A 16,116-nucleotide genomic window follows, 5' to 3' on the forward strand; every position below is an offset into this window, starting at 1 on the left:
CTGTAATGGAAAAAATTATTTCATCTAAAAATGAACGTGTAAAACAATGGTCCAAGCTAAAAAACAAAAAGGGCAGAAATAAGTATAATCAATATATTTTGGAAAGCTGGCACTTAGTTAGTGAAGCTATTAATGCCCAACAACATGTTAATATAATTTTAACTACAGAAAAACAATTTGAATTTCATAAAGAAGCATTAGACAATTTTGCTGGAGAATTAATTGAAATTAGTGATGAAGTAGCTAAAACATTAGGTTCTACTAGTACACCTCAAGGAATTTTTGGTGTGGTTGATTTACCTAAACAAGATTCATTTAAAGCAGAAGATATGAATGGAGCTTGGTTATTACTAGATCAAATTCAAGATCCTGGTAATATTGGAACTATGGTTAGAACGGCTGATGCTGCAGGGATGACTGGAGTTATCTTTGGTGATGGAACTTCTAGCCAATATAATCCTAAAGTTTTACGTGCTATGCAAGGCAGCCAATTTCATTTAAAGATTATTGAAGGTGACTTGTTAAACTGGATTGAAAAATTTGAATCAAATGATGTTCCAGTTTATGGTACTGAATTAAATCCTCAAGCAGTATCATATACAGATATTGCAGCTAGTGATTCATTTGCACTAGTTATGGGAAATGAAGGAAATGGTATGCAAGCTAAAATACTTGACCGTACCACCAAAAATCTATATATTCCTATAAAAGGACAAGCAGAATCATTAAATGTTGCTATCGCAGCAGGAATTTTAATGTTTAATTTAAAAAAATAAATTTAGGAGATAATGATAATGAAAGATGATGCATGGCAGAGTGATAAAGAATATATGAGCTATGTTTCCGACTTATTAAATACTAGAGAAGTACAACAATTAGGAAATTATATTCAACATCATTCATCCACTAGATTAATACATTGTATTAATGTATCATATGAGAGTTATAAAATTGCCAAAAGATTTAATTTGGATGCTAGATCCACTGCTAGAGGTGGTTTATTACATGACTTGTTTTATTATGATTGGCGTATAACTAAATTTAGATTAGGGTCACATGCTTACATGCACCCAAGAATAGCATTGCGAAATGCAGAAAAAATTACTGATTTAAATGATCGAGAAAGAGACATTATTACTAAGCATATGTGGGGATTGACCTTAAGTAAGCCTAAATATGCAGAAAGTGTAATTGTTTCTTTAGTAGACGATTATGATGCGATCAGAGAATATTTCACTCCTAAGTATAGAAATATTAAGAAAATTTTTGAAAGTAGGTAAATAAATTAATAGGAGGGTTCGTTTTGACGAAAGCCAAAAAACTTAGTTCGTCAATTGACTATCAATTGTGCCCACGTTTTGAAAAGACATTTTCAATGTTGGGAAAAAAGTGGAATGGGCTAATTATTGAAACATTATTAGCAAATGGTCCACAAAGGTTTAAATGCATTGCGAAAGTAGTTACAAAATGTAGCGATAGAGTATTAGTAGAAAGATTAAAAGAATTAGAACAAGATGGAATAATTACCAGAAAAACTTTTACTGATTCTTCATTAATTCAATATGAATTAACAGAAAAAGGTGAGTCATTAGAACCTATCATGAATGCAATTCATAACTGGTCTGATAAATGGTGTGACCTTAACGATTAATCTTGACCAAGCCTGGTTTTTGATTTATCATAAAGTTAAATGTGTTGAAGAAAAAATAGTAGGCCATAATTTTACAGAGAAATTACGGTAGCTGAGAGTAATTGTTAGATGGCTGAATTCATTTTCTGAACTGATATTGGGAGTTAATTTTAACGAAAAATATTCCGGTAGTTCACCGTTATTGAATTAGAGTGTATAGAGCTAGTATTAGCTTTATAAACTAGGGTGGTACCGCGAAGCTTCGTCCCTTATGGGGATGGAGCTTTTTTTGTTTAAATGAGAGGAGAATTTTATGACGTTAAAGGATGATTTAACGAAGTTGCGCGATGAAGGAATTGAACAAATTAAGAGCGCTACTGATATTAAGAAAATAAATAAAGATATTAAGGTTCATTTATTAGGTAAAAAAGGACCTATTACACAAGCACTACGTGGTATTAAGGATTTACCTGTTGAACAACGTCCGGTAGTAGGTAGCTATGCTAACCAAATTAGAGATGAAATCCAAGAAGCATTAGATAGCAAGCTAAAAGAACTAGAAGAAAAAGAACTAGAAGAAAAATTAGCTGCTGAAACTATCGATGTTACTTTACCTTCTACTCCAGTTGCAAAAGGACATCCTCATGTTATCCAATCAATCATTGATCAAATTTCTGATATGTTTATTGGTATGGGTTATGAAGTAAAATCTGGTCCAGAAGTTGAAGAAGATAAATATAATTTCGAAATGATGAATTTACCAAAGGATCATCCTGCTAGAGATATGCAAGATACTTTCTACATTACTAATGAAATCTTGATGAGAACACAAACTTCTCCAATGCAAGCAAGAACTTTGGAAAAACATGACTTTTCTAAAGGACCATTGAAAATGATTTCTCCTGGTGTGGTATATCGTCGTGATACTGATGATCCTACTCATTCTCACCAATTCCACCAAGTTGAAGGAATTGTTATAGATAAACATATTACTATGGGTGATTTAAAAGGTACTCTTGAATATCTATTACACCAATTATTTGGTGACAAGTATGATATCAGATTAAGACCTAGTTACTTCCCATTTACTGAACCATCAGTTGAAGCTGATGTTACTTGCTTCAATTGTGATGGTAAGGGATGTGATGTATGTAAGCATACTGGATGGATTGAAGTTCTAGGTGCTGGTATGGTACATCCGAACGTATTAAAGATGGCCGGTGTAGATGCTAACGAATATGGTGGATTTGCATTTGGATTAGGCCCAGATCGTTTCGCAATGTTGAAATACGGTGTTGATGACATTCGTGATTTCTATTTAAACGATGTAAGATTTTTGTCACAATTTGATTAAGGAGAGTTTTAAATGAGAATATCCTATGATTGGTTAAGAAAATATATTGATTTAGATATTCCAGCAGATGAATTAGCTGAAAAAATTGAACGTTCTTCTGTAGAAGTGGACTCAGTTATTAGACCCAAAGCTGGATTAAAAAAGATTGTTGTCGGTGAAATCGTTGATATGAAGGATCATCCTGATTCAGATCACTTGCACATTTGCCAAGTAGATGTTGGTGAAGAAGAACCTGTACAAATTGTATGTGGTGCTCCTAACGCTGCAGTTGGTAAAAAAGTTATCACTGCATTATCAGGTGCTCGTGTTGCTGACAATATGAAGATTAAAAAATCCAAGATGCGCGGAGTTCAATCTAATGGTATGCTTTGTGCGTTAGATGAAATTGGTTATCCTAAAGACGTTGTTCCTAAGGAATGGGCTGATGGAATTTACTTCTTACCAGAAGATGCAAAATTAGGTGATGATGTATACAAATACATTGGTATGGACGATGAGTTAATCGACTTAGATGTAACTCCTAACCGTGGTGATATGTTAAGTATGTACGGTACAGTTCATGATTTATCAGCTATTTACAATAAGCCAGCCAAATTTGATCATACAGAAATTAAAGAAACTTCTGGAAAGAAGACTGCTGATCAAATGAGCAACAATGTTGATAAAAACATTGCATGGTCATATTTAAATCGTGTAGTTAATAATGTTGAAGTTAAGCCAAGTCCACTTTGGATGCAAATTAGATTATGGAATGCTGGTATTAAACCTGTTAATAATGTAGTAGATATCACTAACTATATTATGTTGAAACTTGGTCAACCAATGCATGCATATGATTTAGATAAATTAGCAGGCAAAGAACTTGCCGTTAGATATGCTAAAAATGGAGAAAAGATTACCACATTAGAAGACGATGAAGTTGAATTAGATGACAAAGATCTTATTGTTTCTGATTCTGAAAAGCCAGTAGCTCTTGCTGGTATCATTGGTGGTAAAGATACTTCTATTACAGAAGATACTAAGAATGTAGTATTTGAATGTGCTATCTTTGATCCTATTCAAGTTAGAAAGACTGCTAGACAACATGTAATTCACACTGAAGCATCTCAACGTTTTGAACGTGGAGTTGATCCACAAGGATTAGATGAAGCCTTAAACACAGCTTGTGAAATGTCTAGAGAATTAGCTGGTGGAGAAGTTACTGATGATATTCTAGAAGGTAGTCGTAAGGACGTTGAACCAGTTTCAATTGAAATTACAACTGATAGAATCAATCATGTTCTAGGAACTGCATTGACTGAAGAAACAATTATTGATATATTTAACCGATTAGGATTCGATGTAGATTCAAATAATGGAAAATTAGTGGTAACTGTTCCTACAAGAAGAGGAGATATTCACATTCCAGCTGACTTAATTGAAGAAGTTGCTAGAATTTATGGATATGATAATTTACCAAGTACATTACCAACTACCAACATGACAACTGGTGGATTGAATCCTAAGCAAAAATTAATGAGAAATACTAGAAATATTCTAGAAGGTCTTGGTTTAACACATGCTATTTCATATGCATTAACTACTGATGAAGAAGCTAAAATGTTTATGATGGGTGATTCATACGAAACTCGTCTAAGTTATCCAATGAGTAGTGACCATACTACTTTAAGAATGAACTTAGTTACTGGATTATTAGATGATATTGCTTACAATCAAGCTAGAAAAGTAAACGATGTAGCATTATATGAACAAGGTCGTATCTTTACTAAAGACAGTGAAGATGAAGTTAAACCAAAAGAAATCGAACATATTTCTGGTGCTATTTCAGGTTCTCTACTTGATAATTCTTGGAATGTTAAAGCTAAGAATGTAGACTTCTATCAAATTAAAGGAATTGTTGAATCATACTTAGAAACTATTGGCTTTAAGGGTCAAATCAGTTATAAGGCAAATAAACAATATCCTGAAATGCATCCAGGAAGAACTGCTGATATTTACGTACATGATCATTATGTTGGTTTTGTAGGACAAGTTCATCCTAAGGTTGCTAAACAATTTAAGATTAAGGATACTTATGTATTTGATTTAAACTTTGATTCATTATTTGAATTACCTAAGAAAGAACAAAATTATGAACCAGTTTCTAAATATCCATCAATCACTCGTGATATTGCACTACTTATCGATGAAGATATTAATAATGATGATATTGTCGCCGTTATTAATAAACGTGGTGGAGCATATCTAACAGATGTTAAACTATTTGACTTATATGATGGAGAAAATGTTCCGGAAGGTAAGAAGTCATTAGCATACACATTAACTTTCCAAAACAAGCGTGATACTTTAGTTGATGAAGATGTTAATAAAGCAATGGCTAAGGTACAAAGAAATCTTGAAAGAGAATTTGACGTAGAAGTACGATAGTTCTTAAAATGGAGGAATAATTTTGGGTGTAGATAAAAGCTCCAATGATTTCGAAGAGAAGCGCACTAATTTAGGAAAAAAGATTTTCTTAAGTATAATAGCAATATTATTGGTGCTAGGAGTATGTATTTTTATATTCGGGCATCAATATCTTAAGGAATCATTGAAACCATTGAATCCTAATAACAAATCCGTGATTCAAGTTAAAATTCCAATGGGTGCTTCTGACAAAAAGATTGGATCTATTTTACAAGATAAAAAGATTGTTAAGAGTGGAATGGTATTTAACTACTACGTAAATAGTAACCATTACTCTGATTTAAAAGCTGGTTACTACGAATTATCGCCTTCTATGAGTTTAAAAGCTATCGCTAATAAACTTCGCAGCGGTGGTTCGGATCAACCGTTGCAAGGTGTCTATGGCAGATTGTTAGTTCGTGAAGGTGATAATATAAATGATATTGCTAACACGGTAGAAAAACGTAGTAGATATTCAAGCGATGATTTTAAAAAATTAATGGTTAATAAGGACTTTTTGAATAGTTTAAAGAAAAAATATCCTAAGTTACTAGCTTCTGCTTTTAAATCAAAGAAGAATAAATATGTACTAGAAGGATATTTATATCCCGCTACCTATAATTCACAAAATAATGTTTCATTGAAAACTATAGTTGAACAAATGGTAGGTAAGACTAATCAAGAACTTAAACCTTACTTTAAAAAGATTAAAAGTAAGTCATTAACTATTAATCAAGCATTGACATTAGCATCATTTGTAGAATCACAACATGTTAGCAAGGATAACGGTCAAAAAATAGCTGGAGTATTGTACAATCGTTATAATAACGATTTACCCCTTGAAGTTAAATCATCAGTTATGTATGCTAATAATAAAGATTCTCAAAAGGAACTAGTTAAAAAAGATTATAAGAATAAGTCCGCTTATAATTTATTTATATATAAAGGATTAGGACCTGGCCCAATTGGCAATCCGACAATTACTTCTTTATCAGCTATTTTAAATCCAAAAGATATGGATAAAGGGTATTTAGTATATAAAGTAAATGCAAAAAATAAAAAAGTTAATTACTATAGTTATTCAATGAGTTCTAATTAAATAGTTGATAATAGTAATGTTATGAGATAAAACGGTTATGGAGAGGTTATTATGGTAGAAAAAAAGAAACGTCCCGTTGTAATTGGTGTTACAGGTGGTTCAGGTAGTGGTAAAACTACAGTTAGTAGAGCAATTTTCAATCAATTGTTAGGTCACTCTATTATGATTTTGCAACAAGATTCTTACTACAAGGATCAATCAAATAAAACAATGGCTGAAAGAGAAGAAACTAACTATGATCATCCATTGGCTTTTGATAGTGATTTGTTACTAGAACATTTGCATAAGCTTTTAAATTATGAACCAATTGAAAAACCAGTTTATGATTATACTAAGCTAAACCGTAGTTCTGAAACAGTTACACAAGAACCACGTGATGTTATTATCTTAGAAGGTATTCTTATTTTGGATGATAAGCGTTTAAGAGATTTAATGGATATCAAGGTGTTCGTTGATACTGATGATGATATTCGTATTTTAAGACGTATTCAAAGAGATACTAAGGAACGTGGAAGAACTCTTGATGAAGTTATTCAACAATACTTGGAAACTGTTAGACCAATGTACAACCAATTTGTTGAACCAAGTAAGCGTTATGCTGACATCATTGTTCCAGAAGGTGGAAAGAACCAAGTGGCAATTGATTTATTAACCACTAAGATTCAATCTATCCTAGTAAAACATGGTAATAATAAAGTATTAAACAATATTGATACTACAATCTAAAAAAAGGAGATTTTATTAAATGGCAAAAGATGAAACATATCCAATGACCCTTGAAGGGAAACAAAAACTTGAAGATGAACTTGAAGATTTAAGATTAAATCAAAGACCAAAGATTATCGAAAGAATTAAGATTGCCAGAAGTTATGGTGATTTATCAGAAAATTCTGAATATGAATCTGCTAAAAATGAACAAAGTATGATGGAAGGTCGTATTTCTACTATTGAACATATGCTTCAATATGCTGAAGTTGTGGAAAATGATGACGTTGACGATGATTTAGTTAACGTTGGTAAGAAAGTTACTTTCAAAGAACTTCCTGATGAAGATCCAGAAACATACCAAATCGTTGGTGCTGCTGAAGCTGATCCAATGAGTGGTAAGATTTCAAATGATTCTCCAATTGCTAAGGGATTACTAGGACACCGTGTTGATGACGAAGTTTCTATTGAAATCCCAGCTGGTGAAATGAAAGTTAAAATCATTAGTGTTGAATAAATAGCAAATAAAAAGCATGTTAAACTTAAAAAGTTTAGCATGCTTTTTTTATTTTATTCTTCTTTTAAATAGACTTATTAATATTATTAAAGCGGTAGTTACCAGTGTTATTAATATACCTAAATTTAGACCCACAGGGTAGTATGATAAAACTACTTTATGTTTTCCTTTAGGTAAATTATCGGTTCCAATAAATTCTTTATTAATTAATTTTATAGGATAATTGTGTCCATCTATCTTAAGACTCCAACCTTTACTGTAAGGTATAGAAGTAGCTAATTGATCATTATTATGACTACTTACAATAGCATGGATAGAATTGTTTTTGAAACTAATTTTATTGTCCTGTTTTCTTATTTGCTTAGTACTATTTAGATACTTGGTTAAGTTTAAATTATATATGTTAAATTCATTGGTATATATGGTATTAGTTTTTAATTGTATAGTTATATTGTTTTTAGACATATTAGGTAAACTTACAACAAAAGTGCTTTCGAAGTTATCTGGAAGATTTATGTCTTGTCCATTAACTATAATGGAACAATTTTTTTGATTTAAACTACTTGGAATAACCATATAGAAAATCTGGTTATGATTACCATTATACTTAATATGAATTGTTGAATTTTTTAACAAATTCCGTTTCTTAAAGACTTGTTGAGTGATGCTATTTACATTATTTGCATTCTTCGAAATCACTTGATAATTATTAAATGGTGTAAAAACATTATTATTTTGTGTAGTTATTTGTTTTACCATTTTATTCTGATAATCAATTGGATCCATAGAATTTATATTGGAGAATACATTTCCTGAAGTAGTATATAAACTTGGTAATGTAAAACTAGAATGATATATAGGGAATTCACTATCATTTATTAATTCGTAATGCTTTAGGTCATATCTAGGGGATGACTTTTGAATCATAGGATAGTCATTGGAATTACTATTATTCTTAATGAAATATGCAAAATTTAGCATGGAATCAGATACTAAAGTTCCATTAGAGTAATCAATGGATCCAGTAGTATATGCACTTCCGATATTTCCATTAAAGGTAGGAGTGGATTTTTGTAAAGTAGATGAAAAGATAGAGCCACCATCATAATTGGCTTGTATTGAATCATCTCTTGAACGATAAAAATCTTTACCAATTCTATAAAAGCCATACTTAGGATTAGCAATTCCTCGAACATTTTCCTTTAGCATGGAAGTATATTGAACATAATCATTATTTGAAACATATGAAATGCTATTTAATGAATTAAATACATTCAAACCAGCGTCACAAATTACTATTACTACAAGGCTTATCCAATAAGCCTTGCTTTTTTTATTAGATAAAATAATTACTAAGAATGCAATAGTAGCAAAAGTGAGTGAAATGAAGTATTTTTCCATAGACATAAAATTGAAAGTTTTATTATTAGCAGCTATATAAATGAAACCTGCGATTAAAATTAGAGCAAGAATAGTTACTGCTTTAATATTTATTCTATTGGAATAGGTATTTAAAGCTATAGATGATAAATAAATCATCCAAAAGCAGAAGATAAAAGAAAATCTATATGGATACCAGATAGGGAATTGCATAGCATGCCATAATAAATCTAAGGGTTCAAAACACATAGAAAGAATTAAAATAATCGTTATAACGGCATATGAAATTCTTCGCTTCAATGCTATATGTTGGTTACAGAAGAATAAAATAAAGCCAATAGTGGCAATCGCACCAATAAAGATGTTAGGGTAACCACTAGGCATTTGATTAAAATTAAAACTACCATTAAATAATTTGGATATCATATAGAATGGATTATATTCAAAATGCCAATGAATTTTTTGTATAGTATATGAGCCTTTACCACTGTTTAGTTCTAATAGGTTAGGTATAAATATAAATGATGATATTAGTATAGATGTTACCAAACTAACGATCATTTTAATTAATGGGACCCAACATTTTTTTACTGTTTTAAAATTAATAATTAATTCTGCTAGGAAGTATATGATTGTGAATATACCTACCATATAGGCCATGTAATAATTTATTATTAATAATGCAGCAAATGAAATTATAAATATCTTCATTTGATTTTTAGAAATTATGTAGTCAATTCCCATGGCTATTAGAGGTAATAATATCATAGCGTCTAACCACATTAAGTTAAGTTGGTTAGCTATAATCCAACCGTTTAGTGAATAGGCTACTGACATAGCTATAATAAGTAATGGATGTCTTATCTTTTTGTGTTTTAAAAATATTGAAAAAGATAATCCTGACATACCATATTTAATAATTGTGATTAGTAATATTGCTGCGTTTATTAATTTTGCAGGAAACATTAATATAATTAAGTTAAATGGACTTAGAAGATAATATGCCCAAATTCCAAGCATTTCACCGCCATACCCATTTGAAAATGAGTATAATATAGTTTGGTAGTTTCCAGATAAGATAGTTCTGCGATAATATGCAAAGAAATCTACATATTGTTGTCCTAAATCTACAGTTAGAATACTACCTTTTCCAAAAGGAAACATATTGCGGTATGCAAAGTAACATGCCATAATAATAATTGGAATTGCAAGGCACAAAATGTAAGTATAGTTGGTTTTAAGAAAAGACTTAAATTTATTTATCATATAAAATTCCTTCTATAATGTTTTTGTTCTTAAAATTTCTGGTAATATACAATATAGTATACAATAAATAGATAATAAAATAATTAACATTTGGGGAGCAAGGAGTTAGATTAATTTGAATAATTTTTTGAGAAAAATATTCCATCATAGTGATCGTGGTATAAATTCAAAAGTACCATTTAGATTAAATATTATTTTAACCGTTGTGGGTGCTTTATTTGCCATATTAGCCATACAATTGGCTTACTTACAAATCATTAATGGAAATCAATATAAGGCGGAAGTTAGTCGTTCAGATAATTCCGTGAAATATGGAAATGTACAAAGAGGGATGATTTATGATTCCACTGGACGTGTTCTAGTTGGAAATAAAGCTCACCTTGCTATTTTATATACAAAAGGATTAGCTGTTACAACCTCTGAGATATACACAATTGCTAATAAATTGAGTCAATATCTTACAGTAGATTCATCTAGTTTAACTCCCAGACAGGAAGCTGATTACTATCTAGCTAATAAAGATAATTTGTCGAAGATTTCTGATAGTATGAAATTTCCTTCTGGTTCTAAACCAAATGAACAATATGCTGCTGAAATAAAGAAAGTAATGGATGAAAAATTATATAAGACAGATAAGGATACCATGAATAAAGCAGCAATTTTTCAAAAAATGAGTGGTTCATATCAATTATCAACTACTTACATCAAGAGTACTGGTGTGACAAATAAGGAAGCTGCGACAATTGGAGAACATTTATCCGATATGCCTGGTGTCCAAGTTGGTAATAGTTGGACTCGTGAATATCCAAATGGAAATGCTATTCAAAGTATCGTAGGTACCGTTTCTTCCGAAAAGGGTGGATTGCCTAGTGATAGAATTAATAGCTTATTATCAGAAGGATATTCTAGAAATGATAGTGTTGGACAAAGTTATCTAGAAGAAAAATATGAACCAGCTTTGCGTGGATCTAAATCACAAACTCTTGTTAAGGGTGGTAGTTTAGATCATGCTATCAAACAATACGGTGGTCAAAAGGGTGACAACCTTCAACTTACTATAAATTCTCAATTTGAAAAGAAAATACAGACTTTAGTTGAAAATGCTGATAGAGGAACTGGTAATTCTACTGGTGCATATGCAGTTGTTATGAATCCTAATACAGGTGGAATTATTGGACTTGCAGGTGTAAATAGAAATCCAGAAACTGGAAAAATGATTCCTAATGCACTAGGAACTATAAATAACTCAATTGTAATGGGTTCTGTAGTTAAGGGTGCCATGGTTTCTGGAGCGTTGATGGATAAGGTTATTACTCCAACAAACTCTGTATTCACTGATAAACCAATCTTAACTGGTGGAATTAGAAAATCTTCTTGGTTTAACTACGATGGAAATCATGATGTTTCATTAGATGCATCCACAGCTCTTGAAGTATCTTCTAACTCTTACATGATGCAATTAGCCATGAAAGAAGCAGGATTCCATTACTATGAAGGTGCTCCTCTAACTATGAATCCTAATATCTTTAATGTTATGCGTGGATACTTTAACCAATTTGGTTTAGGAACCTTAACAGGTATTGATTTACCTGGTGAAACTAAGGGTATTCAAGGACCTGGTGGTAGTGCAAACATTGGTAAAGCACTGGACTTGTCTTATGGAAACTATGATGCATACACACCAATTCAAGTGGCACAATACATTTCAACTATAGCTAATGGTGGTTACAGAATAGAACCACACGTAGTTCAAAATATTCGTGCTTCTAATAAGAATGGAAAATTAGGTAGAATTAAATATTCTGTAACTCCAACTGTGTTAAATAAAGTGGATATGACACCAGCACAAAGAAAAGTAGTTACTGATGGATTCTATAAAGTGGTTCACGGAACTAACCAATATAGAACTGGTATTACCTTAAACCAAATAAAGCCATCTGTATCTGCTAAAACTGGTACTGCGCAAACATTTTACAGTAGTGGAAAGAAAGGTTCTAAACCTCAAGAAACTGTAACATTGAGTTTGGGATCCTTTGCTCCATCTAATAACCCACAAGTGGTAGTTGTTGTTGCTATTCCAAACTTACCAACTAATTCGGAAAATAATAATATTAATCTTGCTCAAGAGATTTATAAGGCATACTGGAAGTATGTTCAATCTGATAGTGGGTTAGAAAAATAACTGTTAAGTAATTTTCCTTAACAATATTTATATAAACTCTGGTCAAATCAGTAAAAAAATGATAATATATTAAGAGTTGAAAGTTGTTTATATAAAAATTAAAATACAACTGTATTTGGAGGTGTAACTAAGATGAGAGTACACATTACTTTAGAATGTACAGAATGTCACGAACGTAATTACTTATCAACTAAGAGTCGTCGTAACAACCCTGATCGTTTGGAACTAAAGAAATATTGTCCACGTGAAAGAAAAGTTACATTACATCGTGAAACAAAATAAAGGATTCGGGTTTCAAAGCCCAAATCCTTTTTTTATATCTTGGACGTGATTTTATGGATAAAAATTATGTTAGAAAATTAATAAAAAATAAATTGATTCATCTAGAAAATAATCATGATGAATTGTATAGAAAACTTTTTTTAACGAATGAGTGGAAAAAAGCAAATACTATCGGTGTTACTTTAAGTACATCAATAGAAATTGATACAACCCCGATAATTAAAAAAGCTATTATTGAAAATAAAAATGTTTTAATTCCAAGAGTTGTTTCTAAGGAAAAACTAGAATTTGTTCAATATAATTCTGATACTGAATTGGAATATAGTAATTTTCATATATTAGAGCCTCAAAATGGCAAAGTAATGAGCGTTAATGATGCTGAGTTACTAATTGTTCCAGGACTAGCATTTGCAACTAATAACGGGCAAAGATTGGGATTTGGTGGAGGATATTATGATCGTATATTAAGAGAATTTGATGGAGACACAATATCTTTAGCAAATCCGGAACAGATTTATAAAAATCCAATTTGGAAAGTAGATGATTTCGATCAAAGAGTTAAAAGAATTTTATTTTAAATGGCGATATAATTTGAGAAATACCAGTTTTATAACATACACATTATTAGGCATTATGGTTTTCATTTATTTATTTGGATTGATTACTAATACTTCTTATGACTTAATAATGAATGGTGCTATGATTAATGGTTATGTACAAATTGGTGAATGGTGGAGATTTATTACTCCTATTTTTCTACATTTATCTTTTTTGCATATTTTAATGAATGGAATAACGCTTTACTATTTAGGAACACAGTTAGAAGAAATATTGGGTCATACAAGATTTTTAGCAGTATTTTTAATAGCTGGAATTTTTGGTAATTTTGCTAGCTTTGGATTTAGTAACTATCCAAGTGCTGGGGCAAGTACAGCATTGTTCGGATTATTTGGCGTATATTTGATGTTGGGCGAAAGTTTTCGTGATACCATATTAAGTAGAATAGCAGGTAACGTTTTGTTACTTATCGTAATTAATGTGGTATTTGATTTAATGTCACCTGATATTGATTTATACGGACATATTGGCGGACTAATTGGTGGATTTTTATCCGCGTACTTAATTGGTATACCTATGTCATCTAATAGAATTCCTTGGTTAAAAAGGATTATTTCGTTAATTATTTTAGTAATATTTGCATTTTTATGCTTAAAAATGGGATATGCTGCAAATTAACTAGTGCATTTTTTGTTAGGATGTGGGACAATGAAGACGTTGTATGATGTTCAGCAACTTTTAAAAAGGTTTGGTATTTATGTTTATGTAGGAAAAAGAATGTGGGATATTGAAGTCATGGCTTTGGAATTAGACCACTTACATGATGCTGGTTTAGTTACTAAGCAAGAATTCATACAAGCCAAAATTGTTTTGAAACATGAGCATAGATTAGAGGAAGAAAAAAATAACAAGTTTTAGGAGGAATTGCAATGGTAAAAAAAGTAATCGGAATTGACTTAGGAGGTACAACCACTAAGTTGGCTTTCTTAACTGACAACGGTGAAGTTTTAGATAAATGGGCTATTGCAACCGATGTAAGCGCTAACGGAAGTCATATTGTTCCAAATATTATTAAATCAATTAATGAAAAGATGGAAGATTCTGATCAAAAAATTGATGATTTTATTGGAATTGGTATGGGAACTCCAGGTTCAGTTGATCGTAAGGCTGGAACTGTTATTGGTGCTTACAATTTAAATTGGAAAACAACTCAACATATTAAAGACCAAATTGAAAAAGCATTAGGTTTACCATTTGCTTTAGATAATGATGCTAATGTTGCTTCATTAGGTGAATATTGGAAAGGTGCCGGAAGTAAAGACAGAGATGTAGTATTTGTAACCTTAGGTACCGGTGTTGGTGGCGGAGTTATCGTCAACGGCGAATTAGCTCACGGTGCTAATGGTGGTGCTGGTGAAATCGGACATCTTACTGTTGAACCAGGTGGTTTCAAATGTACATGTGGTAAACAAGGTTGCTTAGAACAATACGCTTCTGCAACTGGTGTTGTTAAAGTGGCAAGACATCTATCCAGTGAATTTACTGGTAACTCAAGATTAAAAGAAATGATTAACAACGGTGAAGAAATTACTTCAAAAGTTGTATTCTACTTAGCTGATAACGGTGATATTTTTGCTAACCAAGTAGTTGACCGTGTTTGCTACTTCTTAGGATTAGCTCTTGCAAATGTTGGAAATACATTAAACCCAGATAACATCGTAATCGGTGGTGGTGTTTCAAATGCCGGAAACACTTTATTACAACCAACTACTAAATATTTCCAAGAAAATGCATTTAGACCTGTTAGAGATTCAACCAAGATTCGTTTAGCTCAATTAGGTAACGATGCCGGTGTAATCGGAGCTGGTTCTCTAGCACTTAGAAATGTTATGGATAAATAAAATTTAGGAGTGGTTATAGCATGCTTGGATCTATGCTTTTAATTGTAATTATTTTATTAGTTATATTTGGATATAATTTATACAGTCGTTTACGTGCAAATCACTTTGCTAATTTTATTGGTGAAGAAGATTTTCAAAAAGGTAGACATAAGGGCCAAGTTGTTGACTTGCGTGAGAGCAAAGACTTTGAAGCAGGTCACATTTTAGGCGCAAGAAATATTCCATATTCTACTATAAAAATGTTTTACAAGAATATTAGAAATGATATGCCAGTATATTTATACGACCAAGGGAAAGCTTTAAGCATTAAGACAGCTATTTTGCTTGGAAAACATGGATATAAAAATATTTACGTTTTAAATTCTGGATACAGAAATTGGAACGGAAAAACTAAAAAATAATACTTATGAAAAAAGAGAAGTTAATCATACTTAAAAATGATTAACTTCTCTTTTTGTTTGGCAAAATAAAAAGACCACTACAAAGTGATCTTTTAATTATATATTAGCCTTGGTGTGCAGAGCGTTGCTTACGAACAACTCTCTTTCTGTTTTCTTCTAATTTTTGAGCTCTGTCTTCTACAGGATCAACAACTTTTTTCTTAAATGAAAATAAAGTTCCAGCAACTGCACTTGTAGTTGCAAGGGCACCAACAAAAAATCCTTTTGCAAATTTTTTCATTTTAAAAATCCTCCCAACTTTTAAATGTCTACACCTATATTATGCTTTTTTTTAACATAATTATCCAGTATTTACTGATATTTTAATTAAATATGTTATATGCTAGACTTATATAA

17 protein-coding genes and 1 other annotated feature are annotated in these 16,116 nt (G+C 31.3%); of the genes, 15 read left to right on the plus strand and 2 right to left on the minus strand.

Annotated features, from left to right (window positions below):
• Window positions 1–5: 5 nt before the first annotated feature.
• The 8 genes from D7I45_RS03340 (at window position 6) to greA (ending at window position 7,750) form a co-directional block, all read left to right on the plus strand.
• Entirely contained in the window at window positions 6–776 is a 771-nt protein-coding gene (locus D7I45_RS03340; protein ID WP_120784343.1) for a TrmH family RNA methyltransferase, read from the plus strand.
• 18 nt (window positions 777–794) lie between these two features.
• The gene (locus D7I45_RS03345) at window positions 795–1,280 is read left to right on the plus strand and encodes an HD domain-containing protein (RefSeq protein ID WP_120784344.1); all 486 of its coding nucleotides are present in this window, start codon (window positions 795–797) and stop codon (window positions 1,278–1,280) included.
• 95 nt (window positions 1,281–1,375) lie between these two features.
• A complete protein-coding gene (locus D7I45_RS03350; protein ID WP_120784877.1) occupies window positions 1,376–1,651 on the plus strand; it encodes a winged helix-turn-helix transcriptional regulator in 276 nt (91 codons plus the stop codon).
• Window positions 1,652–1,686: 35 nt separating this feature from the next.
• Window positions 1,687–1,903 (plus strand) — a binding site (T-box leader).
• A 40-nt stretch (window positions 1,904–1,943) separates the two neighbouring features.
• On the plus strand, window positions 1,944–2,984 hold the full coding sequence (pheS, locus tag D7I45_RS03355; RefSeq protein WP_120784345.1) for a phenylalanine--tRNA ligase subunit alpha: 1,041 nt from the start codon (window positions 1,944–1,946) through the stop codon (window positions 2,982–2,984).
• 12 nt (window positions 2,985–2,996) lie between these two features.
• Entirely contained in the window at window positions 2,997–5,411 is a 2,415-nt protein-coding gene (pheT, locus tag D7I45_RS03360) for a phenylalanine--tRNA ligase subunit beta (protein ID WP_120784346.1), read from the plus strand.
• Between the two features lie 22 nt (window positions 5,412–5,433).
• A complete protein-coding gene (gene mltG, locus D7I45_RS03365; protein ID WP_120784347.1) occupies window positions 5,434–6,528 on the plus strand; it encodes an endolytic transglycosylase MltG in 1,095 nt (364 codons plus the stop codon).
• A 51-nt stretch (window positions 6,529–6,579) separates the two neighbouring features.
• Window positions 6,580–7,254 carry a uridine kinase gene (udk, locus tag D7I45_RS03370; RefSeq protein WP_120784348.1) on the plus strand — a complete coding sequence of 225 codons (675 nt, stop codon included), beginning with the start codon at window positions 6,580–6,582 and terminating at the stop codon, window positions 7,252–7,254.
• A 19-nt stretch (window positions 7,255–7,273) separates the two neighbouring features.
• Window positions 7,274–7,750 carry a transcription elongation factor GreA gene (greA, locus tag D7I45_RS03375; protein WP_120784349.1) on the plus strand — a complete coding sequence of 159 codons (477 nt, stop codon included), beginning with the start codon at window positions 7,274–7,276 and terminating at the stop codon, window positions 7,748–7,750.
• A gap of 48 nt (window positions 7,751–7,798) precedes the next feature.
• Here greA and D7I45_RS03380 read toward each other — a convergent pair whose 3' ends face one another.
• Window positions 7,799–10,396: a YfhO family protein gene (locus D7I45_RS03380; RefSeq protein ID WP_120784350.1), complete on the minus strand. Its 2,598-nt coding sequence runs from the start codon at window positions 10,394–10,396 to the stop codon at window positions 7,799–7,801.
• A 115-nt stretch (window positions 10,397–10,511) separates the two neighbouring features.
• Between D7I45_RS03380 and D7I45_RS03385 the strand changes: the two genes are divergently transcribed.
• The 7 genes from D7I45_RS03385 (at window position 10,512) to D7I45_RS03415 (ending at window position 15,720) form a co-directional block, all read left to right on the plus strand.
• Complete coding sequence (locus D7I45_RS03385) at window positions 10,512–12,578, plus strand: peptidoglycan D,D-transpeptidase FtsI family protein (protein ID WP_242446878.1); 2,067 nt, start codon at window positions 10,512–10,514, stop codon at window positions 12,576–12,578.
• 132 nt (window positions 12,579–12,710) lie between these two features.
• A complete protein-coding gene (gene rpmG, locus D7I45_RS03390) occupies window positions 12,711–12,860 on the plus strand; it encodes a 50S ribosomal protein L33 (protein ID WP_034530852.1) in 150 nt (49 codons plus the stop codon).
• Between the two features lie 53 nt (window positions 12,861–12,913).
• Window positions 12,914–13,438 carry a 5-formyltetrahydrofolate cyclo-ligase gene (locus D7I45_RS03395; RefSeq protein WP_120784351.1) on the plus strand — a complete coding sequence of 175 codons (525 nt, stop codon included), beginning with the start codon at window positions 12,914–12,916 and terminating at the stop codon, window positions 13,436–13,438.
• Between the two features lie 55 nt (window positions 13,439–13,493).
• Window positions 13,494–14,096: a rhomboid family intramembrane serine protease gene (locus tag D7I45_RS03400; protein WP_242446879.1), complete on the plus strand. Its 603-nt coding sequence runs from the start codon at window positions 13,494–13,496 to the stop codon at window positions 14,094–14,096.
• Window positions 14,097–14,126: 30 nt separating this feature from the next.
• Window positions 14,127–14,336 (plus strand): YqgQ family protein, encoded by a 210-nt coding sequence (locus D7I45_RS03405; protein ID WP_120784353.1) that lies wholly within the window; start codon window positions 14,127–14,129, stop codon window positions 14,334–14,336.
• A gap of 11 nt (window positions 14,337–14,347) precedes the next feature.
• Window positions 14,348–15,319 carry an ROK family glucokinase gene (locus D7I45_RS03410; RefSeq protein WP_120784354.1) on the plus strand — a complete coding sequence of 324 codons (972 nt, stop codon included), beginning with the start codon at window positions 14,348–14,350 and terminating at the stop codon, window positions 15,317–15,319.
• Between the two features lie 32 nt (window positions 15,320–15,351).
• Window positions 15,352–15,720 (plus strand): rhodanese-like domain-containing protein, encoded by a 369-nt coding sequence (locus D7I45_RS03415; RefSeq protein ID WP_242446880.1) that lies wholly within the window; start codon window positions 15,352–15,354, stop codon window positions 15,718–15,720.
• Between the two features lie 103 nt (window positions 15,721–15,823).
• Here D7I45_RS03415 and D7I45_RS03420 read toward each other — a convergent pair whose 3' ends face one another.
• The gene (locus D7I45_RS03420) at window positions 15,824–16,000 is read right to left on the minus strand and encodes a DUF3042 family protein (protein ID WP_120784356.1); all 177 of its coding nucleotides are present in this window, start codon (window positions 15,998–16,000) and stop codon (window positions 15,824–15,826) included.
• Window positions 16,001–16,116 lie beyond the last annotated feature (116 nt).

It is taken from the genome of Apilactobacillus bombintestini (assembly GCF_003627035.1).
Lineage (GTDB): Bacteria > Bacillota > Bacilli > Lactobacillales > Lactobacillaceae > Apilactobacillus > Apilactobacillus bombintestini.